Below are 21491 nucleotides of genomic sequence, written 5' to 3' on the forward strand. Positions count from 1 at the left end.
CTCTCCGCTCAGTAGTAGGCGTGCTGGGTCTGCTTCACCAGGTCTTCGTACAGCCGCGCGTAAGGTTCCACCGCCTGGCACCAGTTGAATGGCTGGGTCATCGACAGGCAGCGCATGGCATTGAGCAGGTGCTTCTTGCCATACACGTAGAAAGCGCGGCTCAGGGCCTCGCGGTAGCTGTCCACGGTGGAGTCGTCGAACAGGAAGCCGGTCACGCCGTTCTCGATGGTGTCGGCCAAGCCGCCCGTATTGCGTGCCACCGGCAACGAGCCAAAACGCTGGGCGTACATCTGGCTCAGGCCGCAGGGCTCGTAGCGCGATGGCATGAGCAGGAAGTCGCTGCCTGCGAACATGCGCCGGGCGTCGGTCTCGTTGAAGCCGATGCGCACGCCGATGCGGCCGGGGTGACGCAGGGCCAGGTCGCGCATGGCCTGTTCTTCCTCGGGTTCACCACGGCCGATGATGGCGATCTGGCCGCCTTGCTCGACGATGTAGTCGGCCACGCCCAGGGTCAGGTCCAGGCCTTTCTGGTAGACCAGTCGCGAAACCACGGCAAACAGTGGTCCCTCGCTCGCTTCCAGGCCGAACAGCGCACGGACCTGGTCGGCATTGCGTGCCTTGCCCTCCCAGTCGTTGATGCTGAAGTTGTAGTCCAGGTGCTGGTCGGTGGCCGAGTCCCAGCTTTCGTCGATACCGTTGGGGATGCCGCCGAGCAGGCCTTGCTGGGCTTTGCTGGCAAGAAAACCGTCCAGGCCACAGCCGAACTCGGGTGTGGTGATTTCCTTGGCGTAGGTGGCGCTGACCGTGGTGATCTGACTGGCGTATGCAAGCCCGGCCTTGAGGAACGACAGCTTGCCGTAGAACTCCATGCCTTCCTGCTGCATGGCGTGGTCTGGGATCGCCAGCTCCGGGCTGCAGCCACGGCTGTACACGCCCTGGTAGGCCAGGTTGTGGATGGTGAACAGGGTCGGGGTGCTCAGGCCGCGCCAGTGCATGTAGGCCGGGGCCAGCCCGGCCGGCCAGTCGTGGGCGTGCACCAGGTCGGGGCGCCAGTGGGCCATTCCTTCGCCGGCGGCTATTTCTGCAGCCGCCAGGCCCAGGCGGGCGAAACGAATGTGATTGTCGGGCCAGTCGCGACCGTTGTTGGCGCCGTAGGGCGTGCCGTCGCGCTGGTACAGCTCGGGGCAGATCAGCACATAGATAACCAGGCCGTCGGCCAGATCCATGCGGCCGATCTTGCACGGCGGCAGCGCGGCGTGGCCGCCCAGTTCGCCTACGATGTGAATGGGGTTGTCGCTCTCGACCACCTGGCGGTAACCGGGGATCAGCACGCGCACATCGTGCAGGTGCGCCAGGGCACGGGGCAGGGCAGCGGAAACGTCGCCCAGTCCGCCGGTCTTGACCAGGTCGGCGATCTCCGAGGTGACGAACAACACCTTGCGCTTGTTCGGGTTATGCTGGCGCTGCGCGCCGGGTGCCTTGCCTGTCGGGGCGAGGGCCGCAGGCAGCGGCTCGCGGTTATCCGGGTTGAATGACTCTACGTGAGGTTCGACAGCGGCACTGATCATACTTCTCTCCGTCCCTTGTTCTGTGTACTTGGCGTTGGCTCGTGGGTCTGCTCTCTGATCGTTGTTGCATCTTCGTAGTGCGTTCCTTGCCCCAGATTCGTGCGCGCAGGCACGGCACGCTCGGCATTCCCGCCGAAAAACGTATGGACTGGTTGGGGGTGTGGGCCTGGCGTGAGGCAGTCCTTTTGCTTCGGCCCTACTTAATTCCTGACCTGCCCGGGTTTTGGAAAGTTCGACTTTTTTACCTGACTTTTTCCGAGCAAAACGCGGGCCGAAACTGGAGTGTAGGAGACGAAGCGGTATGAAAGTGACCCATTGGTCATTTTTGTGGCGATGCTTTGCCCGCGCAAACGTTGGCGAGTTGTTGCAAAATATGAGGGTAGACGGCGTAGGCGATCCGGATTCGCCACAGGCGCGGCACAAGGTGAGCACAGCGGGAAACTGTGAAGAGGTGGGAGCCTGGCAGCTCCCACGCAGATGGGGCGTTGATTCAGAGGCCGGCGGCCTTGCCTTGCAGGCGGGCCTGTTCAAGCAGCAGGTTCAGCTTGGCGACCTGCTGGCGCAGGTCATCCCGCTCATCCTTCAACTGGCGCAGCTCGTCGCGGCGCACGGTGACATAGAGGGTCTGGGTGGGAGTGGCAGGCATCAGGGTACCCATGGACACACCTCGCATGGCTGGTGACATTTTGAAGCGTAGACGCTTCACGCGGCGCGCATTCTGAATTCTTTGCAGGCCCTTGGGAACTTTTTTGTTTATCGTTGTCGCCCCGTTCGTCGGTGAACCCTACGCCAGAACGCTGGACTAATCTGAAATCTTCAATTGTTGTAAAGCAAAACCAACGGGAGCGTCGGCACATGCAACTGGGAATCATCGGGCTTGGCCGCATGGGCGGCAATATCGCAAGGCGCCTGATGCGCGCAGGTCACAGCACTGTGGTCCACGATCGCAACCGCGAAGCCATCACTACCCTGGAAAGTGAAGGGGCCGTCGGCGCCCACGACCTCGGGGCGCTGGTGCAGAAACTCAAGGCGCCGCGCGCGGTGTGGGTCATGCTGCCCGCCGGCGAAATCACCGAGCAGACCATCGCGCAACTGGCCGACCTGCTCGAGCCGGGCGATGCGATCATCGATGGTGGCAATACCTTCTACAAGGACGACGTGCGCCGCGCCGCCGAGCTGGGCAAGCGTGGCCTGCACTACCTCGACGTCGGCACCTCCGGCGGCGTGTGGGGCCTGGACCGTGGCTACTGCATGATGATCGGCGGCGAGAAAGAAGTGTTCGAGCGCCTGGAACCGCTGTTCAAGGCGCTCGCCCCGGGCGTCGGTGACATTCCGCGCACCCAGGGCCGCAGCGGCGAGCACGAGCGCGCCGAACACGGTTACATCCACGCTGGCCCGCCCGGCGCCGGTCACTACGTGAAGATGGTGCACAACGGCATCGAGTACGGCCTGATGCAGGCCTACGCCGAAGGTTTCGACCTGCTGCGCAGCAAGGGTGGCCCGGAGTTGCCGCAAGAGCAGCGCTTTGACCTCAATGTGGCCGAGATCGCCGAAGTTTGGCGCCGCGGCAGCGTGGTCACCTCCTGGCTGCTGGACCTGACCGCCGACGCGCTGGTGGCCGACCCGCAACTGACCGAATTCAGTGGCTCGGTGTCCGACAGCGGCGAAGGGCGCTGGACCATCGACGCCGCCGTCGAACAGGCCGTGCCGGTGCCGGTGCTGTCCAGCGCGCTGTTCGCCCGTTTCCGCTCGCGCCAGCAGCAGGGCACCTACGGTGACAAGATCCTCTCCGCCATGCGCCTGGGCTTCGGCGGCCACGTCGAGAAAAAGAAGGACTAAATGACTAAACCGACCATCCCCGCGGCGCCGCCATGCACCTTGTTCCTGTTCGGCGCCAACGGCGACCTGGTCAAGCGCCTGCTGATGCCGGCGCTGTACAACCTCAGCCGTGACGGCCTGCTCGACCGCAACCTGCGTATCGTTGGGGTCGACCACAACCCGGCCACGGCCGAGGACTTTGCCGCGCGCCTGCATGCCTTCATGCAGGCGCGGGACAAGGGCGCGGAAGGGAGTGCCAAGTGCCTGGACGAAAAGCTCTGGGCGCGCCTGGCCAAGCGCCTGGACTATCAGACCGGCGACTTCCTCGACCCCGAGACTTACCAGGCCCTGGCTCGGCGCATCGCTAAAACCGGCCATGGCAATGCCATTTTCTACCTGGCCACCTCGCCACGCTTCTTCCCCGAGGTGGCCCAGCGCCTGGGCGACGCCGGCCTGCTCGACGAGTCGGGCGGCGGCTTTCGCCGGGTGGTGGTGGAGAAACCCTTCGGTACTGACCTTGCCAGCGCCGAAGCGCTCAACGCTTGCCTGCTCAAGGTGATGAACGAGCGGCAGATCTACCGCATCGACCATTACCTGGGCAAGGAAACCGTGCAGAACATCCTGGTCAGCCGTTTCTCCAACGGCCTGTTCGAATCGTTCTGGAACAATCATTACATCGACCACGTGCAGATCACCGCCGCCGAAACCGTCGGCGTCGAGACGCGCGGGGCGTTCTACGACAACACCGGCGCTCTGCGCGACATGGTGCCCAACCACCTGTTCCAGCTGCTGGCGATGGTCGCCATGGAGCCGCCGGCGGCCTTCGGCGCTGATGCCGTGCGCGGTGAAAAGGCCAAGGTGATCGGCGCCATCCGTCCCTGGTCGCAAAAGATGGCCCTGCGCAATTCCGTGCGTGGCCAGTACAGCACCGGCAAGCAGGGACGCAAGAAACTGCCCGGCTACCGCGAAGAAGCCAATGTCGCCCCGCACAGCCAGACCGAGACCTATGTCGCGCTCAAGGTGATGATCGACAACTGGCGCTGGGCGGGGGTGCCGTTCTACCTGCGCACCGGCAAGCGCATGAGCGTGCGCGACACCGAGATCGCCATCTGCTTCAAACCGGCGCCCTACGCGCAGTTCCGCGAAAGCGAACTGGAGCGGCCCAAGCCCAACTACCTGAAGATCCAGATTCAGCCCAACGAAGGCATGTGGTTCGACCTGCAGGCCAAGCGCCCGGGGCCGGAGCTGGTGATGGAAAATGTCGAGCTGGGTTTCGCCTACAAGGACTTCTTCAAGATGACCCCGGCGACCGGCTACGAGACGTTGATCTACGACTGCCTTACCGGCGACCAGACCCTGTTCCAGCGCGCCGACAATATCGAGAACGGTTGGCGTGCCGTGCAGCCGTTCCTCGATGCCTGGGCGGCCGAGGGTGGCGAGGTGCATGAGTATGCGGCGGGAGAGGATGGCCCCGAGGCCGGTGATGAGTTGCTGGCGCGGGACAAGCGCGAGTGGCATACGCTGGGGTGAGCCTGCAGCAACCTACCGCCGTTGGCGGTAGGTGCGCAAATATGCCCTACAAAGTGAACGACAGGGCCGAGAACACCATCCCGCCACTGCCCGCCCAGCCCATGCAGAACTGGCCTTGCTCGGCTTCGCCCCGGCTCATCGCATCAAAGATACCGAAGGGAATCGACGCGGTAATGATGTTGCCGGTCTTGTGCCCGACGTGATGCAACTTGTGATCGACGCCGATCATCTGGCCAATATGTTCCCACATCTTCGGCGAGCCGGTATGGATGAACACTTTGTGCACGTCGTCCGCGGTGAGTTTTTGTAGGTTGAAGACTTTGATCGCTTCGTTGCGACCATCTTCGTGCAGGGCGGCGGCATAGGAGTTGAATTGATATTGGCCACCGGTGGGTTCGATCTTGGCGATATCCGCCTCGTTGCAGAACAGTTTCCAATCCGGCAACGAGATGGTCGACAAGTCACTCAGGTCGGGTCGGTTGATGTACGAGAACTTGAAGTTGTCCGTTGCTTCATTACTGAGGATGGTGACAACGGCAGCTTCACCGATGGTAAAGCTCGGGAACTTGTAGGCCAGTTCGGCCGGCGACTGCAGCGAGAAGTTCTTGGGCATCACCGGCCCGCCCGCCGACATGCCGAACTCCATGTTGACGATGGCGGCGTAGCGGATTTCACCCGCTTGCATCTTGCTGTTGATGACGTCCATCGCCGTCACCCAGCCGTTGCAGGCGTCGACCACATCGAAGTTGCGGCAGTTCAGCCCCAGTGCCTTGGCGATGAAGGTACTGTTGGCCGGCTCGATGAAGCCACGGGTGACGTTGGGGTAGATCAGCAGGTCCAGGTCGGCCTTGCTGATATTGGCCTGGGCCAGCGCCGCGTCGAACGCCGCTTCCATCAATTGCATCGGCGTCTCGTCAGCCGCCAGCCAATGGCGGGTGTCGCTGCCGCTTTTTTCCAGCAACTTGCCGATGGTCTTCAGTGTTTTCGGCAAGTCTTCCTGGAAAGTGTTGCGGGAGTGTTCTTCCACCAGGTTGATAACGTCCTGGTTGCTGACGCAGCGTGAGGGCAGTATTCCGGATAATCCGACAATCTTCATAAAACGTCCTTGTTGAAAGTAGTGACTCAGCGCAATGGTTGCGCACGGGCAGAAGCTTAATCATCCTGATAAGCAACCACTGGCGCGGTATTTCTAACACAGCGCAACAGTGAATCAGTGCCGTGGATCAATGTTCCTGCGCATCGATTCCAACGCCTCGGCAACCTGCGCCAAATACATCTCAACGGAACCGGCAATCGCGCTTCGGCATCCAAACTCACGCCCACCGCCTGAGGATCCGAGATGCCCGCCCTGATCGAAGACTACGCCCTCATCGGCAACTGCCGCAGCGCCGCCCTGATCAACCGCGACGGCGCCCTCGACTGGTTGTGCCTGCCGCGCTTCGACGCCCCCGCAGTGTTCGCCGCGTTGCTGGGCAACGAGGAAAACGGCCGTTGGCGCATCGCCCCCAGCGACCCGGTCGAGCACAGCGCGCGCCGCTACCTCGACGACACCCTGGTACTGGAAACCACCTGGACCACCGCCAGCGGCCGCGCCCGCGTACTCGACTGCATGCCCCTGGGCGAGGCCAATGCGGTTTTGCGTATTGTCGAGGGCCTGGCCGGCGAGACGGCGTTCGAGATGGACCTGGTGCTGCGCTTCGACTATGGCCGCAGCGTGCCCTGGGTGGAGAAGCTCGACCCGCTGACCCTGAGCGCGGTGGCCGGCCCCGATCGCCTTATCCTGCGCAGCAGCACCGAGACCCATGGCCGGGACCACCACAGCGTTGCCCGGTTTCGCGTGCGCGCCGGTGAGCGTCAGGTGTTCAGCCTTTGCCATCAGCCCTCGCACCTGCCTGTGCAGCCCGGTTGCGATGTCGACCACGACCTCGACCAGACCATCGACCAATGGCAGGCCTTCGCCGCCCGCTGCCCCGACGTCGGCCCATACACCGAGCGGGTACGCCGTTCGCTGCTGACCCTCAAGGCCATGACCTACGCGCCCACCGGGGGCATGGTCGCCGCCGTCACTACCTCGCTGCCCGAGCGCGTCGGTGGCGAGCGCAACTGGGACTACCGCTACTGCTGGCTGCGCGACGCCACCATGACCTTGCTGGCGCTGATGAACCTCGGCTACTTCGACGAGGCCCAGGCCTGGCGCGAGTGGCTGCTGCGCTCGGTGGCGGGCAACCCCGAGCAGATGCAGATCATGTACGGGCTGGCCGGCGAGCGCGACCTGCCGGAGTTCAGCCTGCCCTGGCTGCCCGGTTACGAGCATTCGCAGCCGGTGCGGGTCGGCAATGCCGCGTCCGAGCAGTTGCAGCTGGATATCTACGGCGAACTGGCTGACGCCATGACGCAGGCCATCAAGGGTGGGCTGCCGCGTCATCCGCGCAGCGCCGCCATCGCCCGCTCGATCCTGCCGTACCTCGAAAGCATCTGGCGCGAGCCGGACGAGGGGCTGTGGGAGGTACGTGGCGGTCGCCAGCACTTCGTGCACTCCAAGGTCATGGCCTGGGTTGCCTTCGACCGCTCGGCGAGCCTGGCCGACACCACCGAGGAAGGGCGTGAACGGGGGCGACATTACCGCCAGGTGGCGGACCAGATCCGTGACGAGGTCTGCCGTCGCGGGCTGGATGCCGACGGGCGTCACTTCGTTCAGGCCTACGGCTCGACCGAGCTGGACGCGAGCCTGCTGCAGATCGCCCTGACCGGCTTTCTGCCGGCCGACGATCCACGTTTCCTGCGCACCCTCGAACAGATCGAAACCCGCCTGCTGCGCAACGGCCTGCTGCTGCGCTACGACAGTGACAGTTGCAGCGACGGCCTGACGCCAGGGGAGGGGACGTTCCTGGTGTGTTCGTTCTGGTTGGCGGATGTCTACGTGCTGCTGGGGCGGCAGGAGGAGGCGCAGGCGCTTTATGAGCGGCTCACGGCCTTGTGCAATGACGTGGGATTGCTGGCCGAGCAGTACGATCCGGTGGGCAAACGGATGCTGGGGAATTTCCCGCAGGCGTTCAGCCATATTGGCATCATCAATACGGCGTTGAACCTGCACCGGGCGCAGTGTCCGGTGCGGGAACGGGCACGGTGCGGTGACTGAGGTCAGGTGGTTTGATCTTGGTAGGAGCGGGCTCGGCCGCGATCACCAGCGTCTCTGGCACCATCCATGGTCTCGTTTACAGCGCGGGCAAGCCTTCATGGCGCGATACCGCACAGCAACAGCGCAGGCCGCGTCTGGGAAATAGTGCAGCTATGGCATGATGCCCACCTCGCACGCGATTGGCGCCTGCTTCAAAAGGATCACTCGAATGCCCTCGACCCCACCAAACGACCTGCCGGTCTATCGCCTGATCACCGGCAAGGACGACGCCAGTTTCTGCCAGCGCATTTCCGAGAGCCTGGCCTTGGGCTATCAGCTTTACGGTTCACCCTGCGTGACCTTCGATAGCAGCAAGGGATATGTAGTGGCTGCACAGGCGGTATTGTGGCCAGTCCATGGCGCTGTTTCTCAAGGATGACATGATGAGCACTGTGGTCACCCTGCGTCCGGCGCGTGTCGAAGATGCTGGCGAAATAGCAGAGTTGGTCGCTGAAGCGTACACCCCCTATATCGCACGAATCGGCCGTAAGCCAGCCCCCATGCTGGATGACTATGCGCAGGTCATACGTGACGACGATGTGTTCGTGGCCATGCAGGCCAGGAGTATCGCTGGCGTTCTTGTTGTACGCCGTGAAAAGGGCGACCTGCTACTGGTGAACGTTGCCGTACGACTTGCATGCAAAGGGCGGGGTATCGGTCGACACATGCTCGATTTTGCCGAGGCCCATGCACGTGCAGCAGGGTGTGCGGCGATCAGGCTCTACACCCATGAGCGGATGACGGAGAACATCGAGATCTATCAGAGGCTCGGCTACCGCGAAACCCATCGCGCAGAGGTAGATGGTTTCTCCCGGGTATTCATGTGCAAACCGTTGGCGATGAGCGCTCGGCGTCCAGCCGACCCTGGCTGTGATAGTTGAGAAAGTCGCCCATCGCCTCGGTGAGTGCCGATTGTGCGGCGATGCGCCAGAACACCCGTCTGCCGAGTACGGGTTCTAAATAGCTGATCAGCGCCTGCGCTGCATTATGGTTGCCTGACTCCAGCCAGTGGCGGAGCAATGCTGCATTTTCCTGCCGGGAGAGTCTGGCGCCTTGTGTCAGCAACAGGGCGTAGCGGGTATTGATAGACCACAGGTCCTTCAGAAAGGCGATGCGCTCCAGGCAGGGGAGTGTGGCGAGCCAGTTTCTGACCTGTTTGTCGACTGGCCCATTGCCAACGTGCCTGGCCAGGTACTCTGGGGTGAAGGCTGGGGCGGTCAACTGTGGCTCCTGAAATCTTGCTTCCATGTATAGACGCCGGATCGGCTATCCCTGGAGCGTCTTGTCTTTCTGAACAGCTGATAGTGCGAGTATGGCGAGATTCTTCGACGCTTCACAGCCTTTGGTAGCTCCACGTAGGCAGTGCATGACATTTTCATCGGCAGGGTGTGACGCACGGGGTCACATATGATACTTTGCCATGTGTGACGCGTGGGGTCACACTCTGGTTTTGTCGCATGGAACGGATGCGTGCCCCATGATCATCAGCTTTCGCCACAAAGGCCTGCGGCTCTTCCACGAAACGGGCAATATCCGCGGCATTCAGGCTGCCCATGTCCAGCGACTGCGGCGACAGTTGCAGTTCCTCGACAGTGCCGTGGTCGCTGAGGACATGAATGTGCCTGGCTGGCAGTTGCACCCGCTCAAAGGAGAGCGGCTCGGTTTCTGGTCGATAAGCGTGTCCGGCAATTGGCGCCTGGTATTCCGTTTCACAGGCTTTGATGTCGAACTGGTCGACTATCTCGACTACCACTGACAAGGGGCAAGATCATGGCTATGCACAACCCGCCTCACCCCGGCGAAACCCTGCGTGAAGATGTCCTCCCGACCTTGGGCCTTACGGTCAAGGCGTTCGCCGAGCATCTGGGTTTCTCGCGTGAGGCGCTGTCGCGGGTCCTTCATGGCCGAGCGGCGGTTTCTCCGGACCTGGCGGTACGCCTGGAAATGGCCGGCATCAGCACGGCGCGACTGTGGCTGACGATCCAGGTGGACTACGACATCTGGCAGGCGCGCCAGCGCCATCAACCGGTGATCACGCGGTTGCATCAAGCCGCTTGAAAAAAAGCCCGAGGTGCAGGCCCCGGGCTTTTACTTGAGCGTCAGCCGAGGCTGTCAGGCCACTGCCTCACGACCGGCACTGGCCACCTTGGTATGGCGCAAGGTCGGAATCAGGAACGCGATCGCCAGCACGCACGCGCTGACCAGCATCACGAAGCCACCGTCCCAACCGAAGTGGTCGACGGTGTAGCCCATCGCGGCGCTGGCCGCGACCGAGCCGCCCAGGTAGCCGAACAACCCGGTGAAGCCGGCTGCGGTACCAGCGGCTTTCTTCGGCGCCAGTTCCAGCGCCTGCAGGCCGATCAGCATCACCGGACCGTAGATCAGGAAGCCGATGGCGAACAACGCGATCATGTCGATGGTCGGGTTGCCCGGTGGGTTGAGCCAGTACACCAGGGTGGCCACGGTCACCAGGGCCATGAACACGATGCCGGTCAGGCCACGGTTGCCGCGGAAGATCTTGTCGGACATCCAGCCGCACAGCAGGGTGCCGGGGATGCCGGCCCACTCGTAGAAGAAGTAGGCCCACGAGGTGGTGTCGACGCTGAAGTGCTTGGCTTCCTTCAGGTAGGTCGGCGCCCAGTCCAGCACGCCGTAGCGCAGCAGGTAGACGAACACGTTGGCCAGGGCGATGTACCACAGCAGTTTGTTGCACAGCACGTACTGGACGAAGATCTGCTTGGCGCTGAACTCCTGCTCGTGGCTCTCATCGTAGCCTTGGGGGTAGTCGTTCTTGTACTGCTCGACTGGCGGCAGGCCAACCGACTGCGGAGTGTCGCGCATGGTGGCGAAAGCGAACACGGCCACCAGCACGGCAACCGTGGCAGGCACGTAGAAGGCCGCATGCCAGTCGTTGGTCCAGGCCAGGCCCAGCAGGAACAGCGGGCCGATCAGGCCGCCGCCGACGTTATGGGCGACGTTCCACACCGACACCACGCTGCCGCGCTCTTTCTGCGACCACCAGTGCACCATGGTCCGCCCGCTTGGCGGCCAGCCCATGCCCTGGGCCCAGCCGTTGATGAACAGCAGCACGAACATGATCGTCACGCTGGACGTGGCCCAATGCGCGAAACCGAAAATGAACATCACCCCGGCCGAGATCAGCAGGCCGAAGGGCAGGAAGTAGCGTGGGTTGGAGCGGTCCGAGACCAGGCCCATGAGGAACTTGGACAAACCGTAGGCGATGGCGATGGCGGAGATCGCCAGGCCCAGCTGGCCGCGGGTGTAGCCCTCTTCCTCGATGAGGTAGGGCATGGCCAGGGAGAAGTTCTTGCGCAGCAGATAGTAGCCGGCATAGCCGAAGAAAATCCCGGCGAAGATTTGCCAACGTAGGCGGCGATAGGTGCTGTCGACGCGCTCGTCGGGCAGCGGCGCCTGGTGCGCGGCAGGGCGGAAGAAGGCAAACATGTGAAGCTCCCAGCTTGTTATAGGTATGCGAAAACGAATTTTACATTTTCGTTACAGAAAAAATACCGGTTTTGCTGGGAAGTACTGTTGTTTTGTGAACCTTGGCCAGCGCTATCCGCACCCGAGCCCTCTCCCGCGCGACTTTCGCGCAAGAGGGGCTGTTCAGCGTCAGGCGCTTACTGATTGCGTGTAACCCGCCAAACCGTGTTGGCCAGGTCGTCGGCGATGATTAGCGCGCCTTTCGGATCGACCGTGACCCCCACCGGGCGCCCACGGGTCTTGCCGTCCTCACCGAGGAAACCGGTGGCGAAATCCACCGGCTCGCCGGCCGGCTTGCCGTCACGGAACGGCACGAAGATCACTTTGTAGCCCACCGGGTTGGGCCGGTTCCAACTGCCGTGTTCACCCACGAACACGCCGTCGGCGAAGGTTCCGCCCATGGCCGGGTTGGAGAAGGCCACGCCCAGCGCCGCCACATGCGAGCCGAGGCTGTAGTCGGGCTTGATCGCGGCTTTCACCTTGTCCGGGTTCTGCGGGCGCACGCGCTCATCGACGTTCTGCCCCCAGTAGCTGTACGGCCAGCCGTAGAACGCACCTTCGCGCACCGAGGTCAGGTAGTCCGGGACCAGGTCCGGGCCCAGTTCGTCGCGCTCGTTGACCACTGCCCACAGTTGGCCGTCCCCCGGTTGGATGGCTAGCGCGGTCGGATTGCGCAGGCCGGTGGCATAAGGCCGGTGGGCGCCGCTCGCGGCATCGACCTGCCAGACCATCGCGCGGTCGACCTCCGCTTCCATGCCACGCTCGGTGATGTTGCTGTTGGAGCCGATGCCGACGTACAGGTAGCGGCCGTCGGGGCTGATGGCCAACGACTTGGTCCAGTGGTGGTTGATCTCGGCGGGCAGGTCGGTGACCTTGGTCGGCGGGCCACCGGCCTGGGTCTGGCCGTCCTGGTAATCGAAGCGCACCAGCGCGTCCTGGTTGGCCACGTACAGCTTGCCGTCGGCATAGGCCAGGCCATAGGGCGCATTGAGGTGTTCGGCGAACACCGTCTGTAGTTCGTAGCGGCCATCGCCGTCGGCGTCGCGCAGCAGGGTAAGGCGGTTGCCGCCCTTGACCTGGGTGTTGCCCTTGGCCTTGATCTGGCTGGCGATCACATCCTTGGGCTTGAGTTTGGCGGCGTTGCCGCCACGCCCCTCGGCAACGAGGATGTCGCCATTGGGCAGCACCAGGATCTGGCGCGGGATCTTCAGGTCGGTGGCGATGGCGCTGACGCGGTAGCCCTGGGGCACTTGGGGTTTTTGCTCACCCCAGGCGGCCGGCTGGGCGATCTTCATGCTTGGCAGCAGCCCGCGTTCGGGGGCCGGCAATTTTGGGTCCGGGCCATGGGCCTGGGTCTTCTCGCCATCGCCGCCACAGGCGCTGAGCAGCAGGGCCATGCTCAGGGCGCTCAATGCGTGCTTCATGCTTCGCCCTCCGTGCGCAGGCGGGTCAGGCCGGCCCAGGTGGCGAGGATGGCCAGCACCGTGACCACCACTGACAGCACCAGGCCTGCGGGCATCACGGCCCAGGCGTCCTTGGCGTGCTCGAAGGCGTTGACCAGGCCCAGTACCCAAGTGACAAGCAGCAACAGCACGTACAGCAGCGGGCGACCGGCCTTGCGTGGCGCACGGATCAGGTTGGCCAGGGCGAACAGCAGCGCCAGGCCGCTGGATAGCAGGGCCCCGGCGATCAGCCAGGCGGCGAAGTTGCTCCACTGGATCTGGTAGCTCTGGTAGTAGGCGATGTCGCTGAGCAGGGCGCCTAGAAACAGCGGCACGCTGCCGGCGAGCAGGGTCGCGTGCAGCGGCCCTGGGGTGCTACGGGGGAGGGTGGTGGTGGTCACTGGCTAGGCTCCTTGTCGATCGACGATCCTGGGTCGAGGGTGCTTAGATGAGGATCGTGATCGAGGCGCAATAGTTCAGTGGCGTTTGCCGTTGGCTTTACCGGCCCCTGCAGGAGCCTGGGTCTTGCCTGGGAAATTCAGTCGAGCATGGGTCGCAGGAAGCTTCGTTCATAGCTGAGGATGAAACGCTGCTCGGTGGCCAGGGCGAAGGCGGCGATGCACTCCGGGTCGGTTTCCGAGGCTTTGCGGTACTCCTCGTAGGTCGCCAGGCTGGGGAAGCTGAACAGCGCGTAGGCGACATTGTTGGCGCCTTCGCTGGGCAGGAAGTAGCCATGGTGGCTGCCGCCCATGCGGTTGACCAGGCCGATCCACAGCTTGCCGTAGGCTTCGAAGGCGGGGACCTGGTAGGGGTCGATGATGTACTTGAGGTGGCAGGTGATCATTGCACGCAATCCTTTGGGTGAGCCGGCTGGCTCACCTTACAGGGCGTGGGTGTGGGCAGCTAGTGTGGTGTTTTGCAATTACGACCAAAAATCGCCGCGAGTTATGGTCGTTATTTGTGAAACATCACACTAGGGCATGGCCTGGCGCCAGATCAATTGCTCGGTGGGATAACCCTGCTTGCGCGCCAGCGCCAGTAGCTGGTCACGGGTCTGGTCACTGACGGTGGGGGTGCGCGACAGCAGCCACAGGTATTCGCGGTTCGGGTGGCCGACCACGGCCACGCGGTAATCCGCGTCGTGATACAGCACCCAGTACTCGCCCTTGGTCAGGTCCGGTGCCAGGCGGCTGAACCAGTTGTCGAAGCGTACCCAGAGCTTGTCGGTACGGCCGGGCACCTGCGCCTCGGCGATGCCGTTGGCCTGGTTCCATTGGCCGTCGTTTTCCAGGCAGCGGTTGGTGACGTCGATGCGCCCGTCCTCGCGCAGGCCATAACGGGCCTCGGACTGCACGCAGTTGCGCTGGAAGAACATCGGCAGGCGCGCCAGTTCGTACCAGGTGCCCTGGTAGCGCTGGAGCTCGACCTGTTGCGTGGTGGGTGGTGGCTGCTCGTCGCGGGCGCTGGTGCAGCCCGTGAGCACGAGGGTGAGACAGCAGCAAAACGGCACGGCCAGGCGCATCGACATGGGAAACCTCCTGAAGGGGGGAAAGGCTCGCATGGCTTTCGATGCGCGGGCCGGCCAAAGGTTTTACTGGGCTGGGCGGGAAGTTTCCACGCTCAGTACTTCGGTAAAGATGGCTTCGACGGTCTGGTCGACCTTGAGGTTTTTCATGCGTGCCTGCAGCTCGGGATTCTCGACCTTGACCACCTGCAGTTTGCCTTCGGGCGGCAGCAGGGTGACTTCATGCGTGTTGAGGTCGATCTTCTTGATCTGCGAGGTGACCTTGACCTGGCGGAAAGCCTCGCCACCAGGGTTTGGGTTGGCCGCGGTGGCGCGGATGGTGCCCGATTCCTCGGAGGCCTTGGGCGCGCCGCCGACATTGGTGTTCAGGACATAGGCGATGGCACGGGTGACTTTGATGTCGACCTGGTCGCCGACCTTGAGGTTGGGCAGAGCCTTGGCCTGTTCGGTGAGCTGGAAGGTCACGTCCTTGTCGTGGGGGCCCTTGACCGTGACTTGGCGGTTGGGCAGGTCGATCTTGGTCACTTCGGTGGTGATATGGCTTTCCAGCGCCTCGCTGGCGATGGGCAGTTCGGCTGCGTGGGCGCTGAGGCTGGCGGCGGACACTAATGAGGCGAAAGCGACAGCGCGTGCGAAGTAGCGGGTTGGCGTCATTGGCCTGTCTTCCTTGTGGTCGATACCAGGGTGGGGTTGCGAGGTGAAGCATAGTCATTGGCTTGCGATGTGCACGCTACCCAGCGTCACGTTCCTGGCAATCGCTTTGAACGGCCGGACTCCACCCTGGGTCGCACCTGAAAAAGCAGCCGTCGCTGCTGCTGCCTGAACCCACCGTGAGGCCTTGATCATGAGCGATTGCGAACCCCTGGCAGCATTGCTGCCCATCCAACTGACCGTCAATGGCCAGCATCACCTGTTGCAACTGCCGCCCTGGCTGACTTTACTCGACCTGTTGCGTGACCAGCTCGACCTGGTGGGCACCCGCAAAGGTTGCGACCACGGCCAATGCGGGGCGTGCACGGTGTTGCGCAATGGTCGGCGGGTCAATGCCTGTCTGACCCTGGCTGTCATGTGCGACGGTGATACGTTGACCACCATCGAAGGTGTGGCCCAAGGGGGCACGCTGCACCCGTTGCAGCAGGCGTTCATTCGCCATGATGCTTTCCAGTGCGGCTACTGCACGCCAGGGCAGATCTGTTCGGCGCTGGGCCTGGCGAGTGAGGGCAGGGCGCATACGCGTGATGAGATTCGTGAGGGCATGAGCGGCAATTTGTGCCGCTGCGGCGCCTACTCCAACATCACCGCAGCGGTGGAGGAAGCGTTGCCGCTGATGAATGGGCAGGGAGGTTGCAGGCCATGACGCCTTTCACCTACGCCAAACCCTCCAGCATCGACCAGGCGGTGCAGCTCGCAGGGCCGGGCGCACGTTTTATCGCCGGTGGCACCAACCTGCTCGATCTGATGAAAGAGAATGTCGCCCGCCCCGCTCAGTTGATCGACATCAATGACCTGCCGCTGCGTGATATTTCCCCCACTCCTGACGGTGGGCTGCGCATTGGCGCGTTGGTCAGCAATGCCGAGCTGGCCTGGAACCCGCTCGTTGAACAGGGCTATCCGTTGCTCGCCCAGGCGATCCTGGCCGGTGCCTCCCCGCAGTTGCGCAACATGGCCAGCACTGGCGGCAATCTGCTGCAGCGCACCCGCTGCCTCTACTTCTACGACACGGCGACACCGTGCAACAAACGGGCACCTGGCAGCGGTTGCCCGGCTCGTGACGGTCTCAACCGCAATCATGCGATTCTGGGCGCCAGCCCTCTGTGCGTGGCGGTTCATCCATCGGATATGTGCGTCGCCCTGGCCGCCCTTGAGGCCCGGGTGATCGTCCGCGGACGGAGTGGCGAGCGATGCGTGGCCTTTGCCGATTTTCACCGGCTACCTGGGGATACGCCGGAACGTGACAATACCCTGGCCGACGATGAGTTGATCCTGGCCATCGAGCTCCCGGCGCCGCGTTTCGCCGCGTACAGCCATTACCTGAAGGTCCGGGATCGCGCCTCCTATGCCTTTGCGCTGGTGTCCGTGGCCGCGGCGCTGGAGCTCGACGGCAGCGCCATCCGTACACTGCACGTGGCGCTGGGAGGGGTGGCCCATAAGCCCTGGCGCGATGCCGCGCTCGAGCGACAGGTCGTTGGCCAGCCGGCCACCGCAGACACCTATACCCATTTCGCCGACTCACTGTTGCGTGCTGCCCGGCCCTTGCCAGGCAACGTCTTCAAGGTTCGCCTTGCGCGCAACGCCATCGTCCGCGCCCTGATCCAGGCCCAACGAGGGAAATGCCAATGAACCTGCCACAACCTTCAAACGGCCAACCTCTGGACCGCATCGACGGGCCCGCCAAGGTAACAGGGACGGCGCGCTATGCGGGCGAATATCCCGCGCCTGGCCTGCTGCATGGCAGCGTGGTCGGCAGCCCGATTGCGCGCGGTAGCGTGCGGGCCATCGACTGTTCTGCGGCGCTGGCAGTACCGGGCGTGATCGCCGTGCTGCATCACCAGAACCGTCCACCCATGGCCGGCGACGACGCGCCCTACCAGGACGCCGATGCTGCCGATGGCCAGCCGTTTCGCCCCCTGTTCAACGACCAGGTGCTGTACAGCGGTCAGCCGCTGGCGCTGGTCGTCGCGCAAACACTGGAACTGGCCAGGTACGCTGGCACCCTGGTGCGGATCGAGATCGATGAACAGCCCCACCAGACCGATTTGCTCTGCGCTTTCGACCAGGCTCATGATGCGCCGGTTGAGTTGCCCAAGCCCCGTGGCGATTTCGCCTCGGCATATGCCCAGGCGCCGTTCAAGGTCGATGCCACCTACAGCACTCCGGTGGAGCACCACAACCCCATGGAGCCGCATGCCTCGACGGTGATCTACCAAGACGATGGTAGCCTGCTGGTGCATGACAAGACCCAGGGCACGCAAAACAGCCAGGACTACCTGGTACAGGTGTTCAACTTGCCCAAGGACCGTGTACGGGTACGCGCCGCCTACGTCGGCGGTGCGTTCGGTTCCGGCCTCCGACCGCAGTACCAGCTGGTGCTGGCGACGATGGCCGCGCTGAACCTCAAGCGGTCGGTCAGGGTCAGCCTGACCCGTCAGCAGATGTTCACCTTTGGCTACCGGCCCCGGACCGTGCAGCGCCTGCGCCTGGCCGCCGATGCCCAGGGCCGGTTGCAGGCGATCCATCATGAGGCCATTGCCCAGACTTCACGCTTCGAGGATTTCACCGAGCACGTGGTGGAGTGGAGCGGCATGCTCTATCGCTGCGACAACGTGGCTATGGCCTACAAGCTGGTGCCGCTGGATGTCTACACGCCGTTGGACATGCGCGCCCCCGGTGCCGCGCTGGGCTTGATCGGCCTGGAGTGCGCCATGGATGAACTGGCGCGGCAAGTCGGTATGGATCCGCTGGCCTTGCGCCGGGTCAATTTCACCGACATCAATGGCAACGAGGGCAAGCCCTATTCCAGCAAGGCGCTGCTGGCTTGCTACGACCAGGGTGCCGCCGTTTTCGGTTGGCACAGGCGCGAAACCCGGCCGCGCTGCCGCTGCGAGGGCCATGAGCTGATTGGCTGGGGGATGGCTGGCGGCGCCTGGGAGGCGATGCAGATGAAAGCCAGTGCGCGGGCCCGACTCGACAGTGAAGGCCACCTGTGGGTGGGCAGCGCGACGACCGATATCGGGACGGGCACCTACACCGTGATGACGCAGATCGCTGCCGATGCTGCCTCTATGGCGGTGTCGGACGTGACCTTCGAGCTGGGCGACAGCGCGCTGCCGACCGCGCCGTTGCAAGGGGGCTCGTTCACCGTGTCCTCGGTCGGTTCGGCGGTGCGCCAGGTGTGCCAACTGCTGCGCGGGGCCTTGGTCAAGGCGGCTAAGGCGCAGTATTCGGCGCTGGCTGGCGAAGCGCCGGAACGCTTCGTGGTGCGCGAGGGCAAGCTGTGGGTCGGTGACAGCGGCTACGCCCTGGACACGATCCTGCAGGGGCATGCGCTGGAGGTGAAGGTGGACGCCGAGCCGTCCGCGCGTCGCCAGGGTTTCGCCACTGCCACCCATTCAGCGGTGTTCGTCGAGGTGCGGGTGGACGAGGCGCTGGGCACGGTAAGGGTAACGCGCGTGGTCAGCGCCATTGCCGCTGGGCGGGTAATCAACCCCAAGACTGCCCGCAGCCAGATTCTTGGTGGAGTGGTCTGGGGGCTGGGCATGGCCTTGCAAGAACATACCCAGACCGACCATGGCCTCGGGCGCTTCATGAACCACAACCTGGCGGAGTATCACATGCCGGTGAACGCCGATATCGGTGACATCGAGGTTATCTTCGTTGACGAGCCGGACGACATCGTCAATGAACTGGGCTCCAAGGGTGTGGGCGAGATCGGCATCATTGGTGTCGCTGCAGCGGTAGCCAATGCCGTGCAGCACGCCACGGGCCGGCGCATGCGCGACTTCCCGCTGACCGTGGACAAGCTGCTGGCCGATTAAGCCATCGGCAGTTGCCACGCCTTGGCAGTGGAAACGCTGACAGTGCGTGGCAGGTCGACCGCATTCTTGGCGGCCAGGACCTCGGCCATCACGCTCACCGCGATTTCTGCTGGGGTCTTGCTGCCGATGTAGATGCCGATGGGGCCATGCAGGCGCTCAAGGGACTGTTCGGTTTCGCCGAAGTGCTCGATCAATCGCTCGCGGCGCAGTTGGCTGTTGCGCCGCGAACCGATGGCGCCGATATAGAACGCCGGGCTGTGCAGGGCCTCGAGCAGCGCCAGGTCGTCGAGCTTGGGGTCGTGGCTGACGGCAATGATGCAGGTGCGCAGGTCTGCGTTGAAGGCGCGCACCGCATCGTCCGGCATGCCCTTGAGGTGCTCGACACCGGCCACCGCCCAGGTCGCCATGTGTTCGGGGCGAGGGTCGCACACCGCCACGCGAAAACCGTTGAACAAGGCCATGGTCGCCAGGTATTCGGCCAGCGCGCCGGCGCCGATCAGCAGCATGCGGTAGCCGGGGCCGAGGGTGTTGATCATGTGTCGGCCATCGAAGCTGAACTGCTCGGGGGTGGCAGTGGCGGCCAGGCTCACCGTGCCACTGTGCAGGGTCAGTTGGCGGCGCATCAGCCGGCCCTGGTCGAGGTGATCCAGCAGTTGCTGCAGGGGCAGCTCGGCCGGTTCGAATTCCAGGATCAGTTCCAGGGTGCCACCGCAGGGCAGGCCGAAGCGGTGGGCCTCGTCGGCGCTGACGCCATAGCGGATCACCTCGGGCCTGCCCAGGGGCAGGCCGGGGCCGCCATGGGCGGTGGTGTAGCGATGGATCAGGTCGTCCTCGATGCAGCCGCCGGACACGCTGCCGACCACCCGGCCATCGTTGCGCAGGGCCATCATCGAGCCGACCGGGCGAGGGGAGGAGCCCCAGGTGCGGGCGACAGTGGCGAGCAGCACGCGGTGCCCGGCCTGGAGCCAGTCGTGGGTGGTGCGCAGGACCAGCAGGTCGATGCTTTCCATGGTGTCCTCGGTTGTCTGTGGCCCACGCTGAGAATGTTGTATCAGCGCATATGCAGGATGATCGGGCTACTGCTGGCAGGGTCGGTATGCCCGCGCAGCTCGCCCACCGCCTTGGCCTGTACCGCGCCACCCTGATTGCCCCAGGCACTGCGGGCGAAACTCAGCACCTCGGCGATCTCCCGGTCCGACAGCTGCTCACGGAACGCCGGCATGCGGTAGGCGTCCGGCACCCCCGCGGCGACGATGCGCTGCGAGCCGTTGAGGGTGATGTTGATCGCCGAGGCATTCTCTGCGGCCAGCATCGAGGTGGCTCCCGCCAGCGGCGGCATCCACTCGGCCTGGCCCTTGCCATCGGCGCCATGGCAGCTGGCGCAACGGGTCGCGTAGGTGTGCGCGCCGGGCGCATCAGGCGCTGCGGCCGTCGCCTGGTACTGCCAGGGCGCACCATCACGCCGAGGGTCACCGGGCAATGCCTTGAGGTAGCGGGCGATCGCGCTCAGGTCGTCGTCGCTCATGAACTGCGTGGAGTTGTTGAACGCCTCGGTCATCGAACCGTACACCACTGCATGGCGATTGCGCCCGGTCTTGAGGAACTGCACGATCTCGGCTTCGCTCCAGCGCCCGAGCCCGGTGTTGTGGTCCTGGCGCAGGCTCGGCGCGTACCAGCCATCGAGCAGGGCCCCGGCGAGGAACGGCGCGCCGCTTTCGTCCAGGGCTTTCTCGTTGAAGGCCAGGCCCCGAGGCGTATGGCAACTGCCGCAGTGGCCGGGGCCCTGGACGATGTAGGCGCCGCGATTCCACAGCGGATCCTGGTCGGGTTTCTGCGCATAGGCGGTGGTCGGCGCGAAGAGGCCGTTCCACAGGGCTATGGGCCAGCGCAGGTTCAATGGCCAGGGAATGCTGCTGGGAATATTGGCTTCGGCTGCCGGTTGCACGCCCTTCATGAAGAACGCATAGAGCGCCCGCACATCGTCGTCGCTGAGCTTGGCATAGGACGAGTAGGGCATGGCCGGGTATAGCCGTCGACCTCCTGGCGCGACACCCTGGCGCACGGCGCGGTCGAAGTCGGCCAGGCTGTAGGCGCCGATGCCGTGCTCGCGGTCCGCGGTGATGTTGGTGGCATGGATCGCCCCCAGCGGCGTGGCCATTTCCAGGCCTCCGGCAAAGGGCGCCTTGCCCGGCAGGCTGTGGCAGGCCACGCAGTCGCTGAGGCGGGCGACGTATTCACCGCGGCTGACCAGGGCGGCGTTGGCGCTGTCCGAGGCGCTGAAGGGCGTGGCAGGCTCGCGGGTGACGTACCAGGCCAGCAGGCCTGCCGCGACCAGGCACGGCAAGGCCAGCCAGCCTGTGGTTCTTGCGAATCGGCTGTTGTTCATGGGCT

22 protein-coding genes are annotated in these 21491 nt (G+C 64.0%); 10 read left to right on the forward strand and 12 right to left on the reverse strand.

The features are described from left to right. Window positions 1–8: 8 nt before the first annotated feature. Both glgA and OH705_RS10450 read right to left on the reverse strand, forming a co-directional pair. Window positions 9–1568 carry a glycogen synthase GlgA gene (glgA, locus tag OH705_RS10445; RefSeq protein ID WP_094010496.1) on the reverse strand — a complete coding sequence of 520 codons (1560 nt, stop codon included), beginning with the start codon at window positions 1566–1568 and terminating at the stop codon, window positions 9–11. Window positions 1569–2058: 490 nt separating this feature from the next. Continuing rightward, window positions 2059–2226, reverse strand: a complete 168-nt coding sequence (locus OH705_RS10450; RefSeq protein ID WP_263158849.1) for a DUF6026 family protein — start codon at window positions 2224–2226, stop codon at window positions 2059–2061. A gap of 161 nt (window positions 2227–2387) precedes the next feature. On the opposite strand from OH705_RS10450, the gene gnd reads away from it, so the two are divergent. Then, window positions 2388–3407: a phosphogluconate dehydrogenase (NAD(+)-dependent, decarboxylating) gene (gene gnd / locus OH705_RS10455; protein WP_267302229.1), complete on the forward strand. Its 1020-nt coding sequence runs from the start codon at window positions 2388–2390 to the stop codon at window positions 3405–3407. Further along, window positions 3408–4916, forward strand: coding sequence for a glucose-6-phosphate dehydrogenase (zwf, locus tag OH705_RS10460; RefSeq protein ID WP_023630066.1), 1509 nt, complete (start codon window positions 3408–3410; stop codon window positions 4914–4916). 46 nt (window positions 4917–4962) lie between these two features. On the opposite strand, the gene OH705_RS10465 is transcribed toward zwf, so the two are convergent. Next, window positions 4963–6012: a 3-oxoacyl-[acyl-carrier-protein] synthase III C-terminal domain-containing protein gene (locus OH705_RS10465; protein ID WP_023630065.1), complete on the reverse strand. Its 1050-nt coding sequence runs from the start codon at window positions 6010–6012 to the stop codon at window positions 4963–4965. A 243-nt stretch (window positions 6013–6255) separates the two neighbouring features. On the opposite strand from OH705_RS10465, the gene OH705_RS10470 reads away from it, so the two are divergent. The 3 genes from OH705_RS10470 (at window position 6256) to OH705_RS10480 (ending at window position 8975) form a co-directional block, all read left to right on the forward strand. After that, window positions 6256–8055, forward strand: a complete 1800-nt coding sequence (locus OH705_RS10470) for a glycoside hydrolase family 15 protein (RefSeq protein WP_267302125.1) — start codon at window positions 6256–6258, stop codon at window positions 8053–8055. A 208-nt stretch (window positions 8056–8263) separates the two neighbouring features. Then, a complete protein-coding gene (locus OH705_RS10475; protein WP_267302126.1) occupies window positions 8264–8473 on the forward strand; it encodes a DUF1737 domain-containing protein in 210 nt (69 codons plus the stop codon). Continuing rightward, window positions 8451–8975 (forward strand): GNAT family N-acetyltransferase, encoded by a 525-nt coding sequence (locus tag OH705_RS10480; protein WP_416383571.1) that lies wholly within the window; start codon window positions 8451–8453, stop codon window positions 8973–8975. The genes OH705_RS10475 and OH705_RS10480 overlap by 23 nt, the downstream gene beginning before the upstream one ends. Here OH705_RS10480 and OH705_RS10485 read toward each other — a convergent pair. After that, complete coding sequence (locus OH705_RS10485; protein WP_267302127.1) at window positions 8914–9315, reverse strand: hypothetical protein; 402 nt, start codon at window positions 9313–9315, stop codon at window positions 8914–8916. The genes OH705_RS10480 and OH705_RS10485 overlap by 62 nt on opposite strands. Window positions 9316–9571: 256 nt before the next feature. Between OH705_RS10485 and OH705_RS10490 the strand changes: the two genes are divergently transcribed. Further along, on the forward strand, window positions 9572–9850 hold the full coding sequence (locus OH705_RS10490) for a type II toxin-antitoxin system RelE/ParE family toxin (protein ID WP_267302128.1): 279 nt from the start codon (window positions 9572–9574) through the stop codon (window positions 9848–9850). 14 nt (window positions 9851–9864) lie between these two features. Continuing rightward, complete coding sequence (locus OH705_RS10495) at window positions 9865–10152, forward strand: HigA family addiction module antitoxin (protein WP_267302129.1); 288 nt, start codon at window positions 9865–9867, stop codon at window positions 10150–10152. Between the two features lie 54 nt (window positions 10153–10206). Here OH705_RS10495 and glpT read toward each other — a convergent pair whose 3' ends face one another. From glpT to OH705_RS10525, 6 genes are all read right to left on the reverse strand, one after another. Further along, window positions 10207–11559 (reverse strand): glycerol-3-phosphate transporter, encoded by a 1353-nt coding sequence (gene glpT, locus OH705_RS10500; RefSeq protein ID WP_023631748.1) that lies wholly within the window; start codon window positions 11557–11559, stop codon window positions 10207–10209. 176 nt (window positions 11560–11735) lie between these two features. Beyond that, window positions 11736–13022 carry a PQQ-dependent sugar dehydrogenase gene (locus OH705_RS10505; RefSeq protein ID WP_038705791.1) on the reverse strand — a complete coding sequence of 429 codons (1287 nt, stop codon included), beginning with the start codon at window positions 13020–13022 and terminating at the stop codon, window positions 11736–11738. Then, the gene (locus OH705_RS10510) at window positions 13019–13441 is read right to left on the reverse strand and encodes a DUF2231 domain-containing protein (protein WP_094010494.1); all 423 of its coding nucleotides are present in this window, start codon (window positions 13439–13441) and stop codon (window positions 13019–13021) included. Before OH705_RS10510 ends, OH705_RS10505 begins: the two co-directional genes overlap by 4 nt. 137 nt (window positions 13442–13578) lie before the next feature. After that, window positions 13579–13884 (reverse strand): NIPSNAP family protein, encoded by a 306-nt coding sequence (locus OH705_RS10515; RefSeq protein ID WP_267302130.1) that lies wholly within the window; start codon window positions 13882–13884, stop codon window positions 13579–13581. A gap of 129 nt (window positions 13885–14013) precedes the next feature. Further along, window positions 14014–14568 (reverse strand): lipocalin family protein, encoded by a 555-nt coding sequence (locus OH705_RS10520; protein ID WP_023629410.1) that lies wholly within the window; start codon window positions 14566–14568, stop codon window positions 14014–14016. Between the two features lie 63 nt (window positions 14569–14631). Further along, window positions 14632–15219 (reverse strand): hypothetical protein, encoded by a 588-nt coding sequence (locus OH705_RS10525; protein ID WP_023629409.1) that lies wholly within the window; start codon window positions 15217–15219, stop codon window positions 14632–14634. A 190-nt stretch (window positions 15220–15409) separates the two neighbouring features. Between OH705_RS10525 and OH705_RS10530 the strand changes: the two genes are divergently transcribed. Genes OH705_RS10530 through OH705_RS10540 form a run of 3 tightly spaced genes read left to right on the forward strand, consistent with a single transcriptional unit; the run spans window position 15410 to window position 19100 of the window. Continuing rightward, complete coding sequence (locus tag OH705_RS10530; RefSeq protein WP_023629408.1) at window positions 15410–15922, forward strand: (2Fe-2S)-binding protein; 513 nt, start codon at window positions 15410–15412, stop codon at window positions 15920–15922. Next, the gene (locus tag OH705_RS10535; RefSeq protein WP_038705792.1) at window positions 15919–16905 is read left to right on the forward strand and encodes an FAD binding domain-containing protein; all 987 of its coding nucleotides are present in this window, start codon (window positions 15919–15921) and stop codon (window positions 16903–16905) included. The genes OH705_RS10530 and OH705_RS10535 overlap by 4 nt, the downstream gene beginning before the upstream one ends. Beyond that, window positions 16902–19100 carry a xanthine dehydrogenase family protein molybdopterin-binding subunit gene (locus tag OH705_RS10540; protein WP_267302131.1) on the forward strand — a complete coding sequence of 733 codons (2199 nt, stop codon included), beginning with the start codon at window positions 16902–16904 and terminating at the stop codon, window positions 19098–19100. The genes OH705_RS10535 and OH705_RS10540 overlap by 4 nt, the downstream gene beginning before the upstream one ends. Here OH705_RS10540 and OH705_RS10545 read toward each other — a convergent pair. Both OH705_RS10545 and OH705_RS10550 read right to left on the reverse strand, forming a co-directional pair. After that, window positions 19097–20110, reverse strand: coding sequence for an XdhC family protein (locus tag OH705_RS10545; protein ID WP_267302132.1), 1014 nt, complete (start codon window positions 20108–20110; stop codon window positions 19097–19099). The two genes, OH705_RS10540 and OH705_RS10545, sit on opposite strands and share 4 nt — an antisense overlap. A 41-nt stretch (window positions 20111–20151) precedes the next feature. After that, window positions 20152–21486 (reverse strand): c-type cytochrome, encoded by a 1335-nt coding sequence (locus OH705_RS10550; RefSeq protein WP_267302133.1) that lies wholly within the window; start codon window positions 21484–21486, stop codon window positions 20152–20154. Window positions 21487–21491: the final 5 nt, after the last annotated feature.

It is taken from the genome of Pseudomonas sp. BJa3, assembly GCF_026343815.1.
Lineage (GTDB): Bacteria > Pseudomonadota > Gammaproteobacteria > Pseudomonadales > Pseudomonadaceae > Aquipseudomonas > Aquipseudomonas soli.

Bases quoted from the DNA above. Each gene is read 5' to 3' on its own strand.
- OH705_RS10465 (WP_023630065.1), bottom strand. From the start codon at position 6,012: ATGAAGATTGTCGGATTATCCGGAATACTGCCCTCACGCTGCGTCAGC.
- OH705_RS10475 (WP_267302126.1), top strand. From the start codon at position 8,264: ATGCCCTCGACCCCACCAAACGACCTGCCGGTCTATCGCCTGATCACC.
- OH705_RS10505 (WP_038705791.1), bottom strand. From the start codon at position 13,022: ATGAAGCACGCATTGAGCGCCCTGAGCATGGCCCTGCTGCTCAGCGCC.
- OH705_RS10520 (WP_023629410.1), bottom strand. From the start codon at position 14,568: ATGTCGATGCGCCTGGCCGTGCCGTTTTGCTGCTGTCTCACCCTCGTG.
- OH705_RS10450 (WP_263158849.1), bottom strand. From the start codon at position 2,226: ATGGGTACCCTGATGCCTGCCACTCCCACCCAGACCCTCTATGTCACC.
- OH705_RS10470 (WP_267302125.1), top strand. From the start codon at position 6,256: ATGCCCGCCCTGATCGAAGACTACGCCCTCATCGGCAACTGCCGCAGC.
- OH705_RS10535 (WP_038705792.1), top strand. From the start codon at position 15,919: ATGACGCCTTTCACCTACGCCAAACCCTCCAGCATCGACCAGGCGGTG.
- OH705_RS10495 (WP_267302129.1), top strand. From the start codon at position 9,865: ATGGCTATGCACAACCCGCCTCACCCCGGCGAAACCCTGCGTGAAGAT.
- OH705_RS10480 (WP_416383571.1), top strand. From the start codon at position 8,451: ATGGCGCTGTTTCTCAAGGATGACATGATGAGCACTGTGGTCACCCTG.
- zwf (WP_023630066.1), top strand. From the start codon at position 3,408: ATGACTAAACCGACCATCCCCGCGGCGCCGCCATGCACCTTGTTCCTG.
- OH705_RS10490 (WP_267302128.1), top strand. From the start codon at position 9,572: ATGATCATCAGCTTTCGCCACAAAGGCCTGCGGCTCTTCCACGAAACG.
- OH705_RS10550 (WP_267302133.1), bottom strand. From the start codon at position 21,486: ATGAACAACAGCCGATTCGCAAGAACCACAGGCTGGCTGGCCTTGCCG.
- OH705_RS10540 (WP_267302131.1), top strand. From the start codon at position 16,902: ATGAACCTGCCACAACCTTCAAACGGCCAACCTCTGGACCGCATCGAC.
- OH705_RS10525 (WP_023629409.1), bottom strand. From the start codon at position 15,219: ATGACGCCAACCCGCTACTTCGCACGCGCTGTCGCTTTCGCCTCATTA.
- OH705_RS10545 (WP_267302132.1), bottom strand. From the start codon at position 20,110: ATGGAAAGCATCGACCTGCTGGTCCTGCGCACCACCCACGACTGGCTC.
- OH705_RS10530 (WP_023629408.1), top strand. From the start codon at position 15,410: ATGAGCGATTGCGAACCCCTGGCAGCATTGCTGCCCATCCAACTGACC.
- glpT (WP_023631748.1), bottom strand. From the start codon at position 11,559: ATGTTTGCCTTCTTCCGCCCTGCCGCGCACCAGGCGCCGCTGCCCGAC.
- OH705_RS10515 (WP_267302130.1), bottom strand. From the start codon at position 13,884: ATGATCACCTGCCACCTCAAGTACATCATCGACCCCTACCAGGTCCCC.
- glgA (WP_094010496.1), bottom strand. From the start codon at position 1,568: ATGATCAGTGCCGCTGTCGAACCTCACGTAGAGTCATTCAACCCGGAT.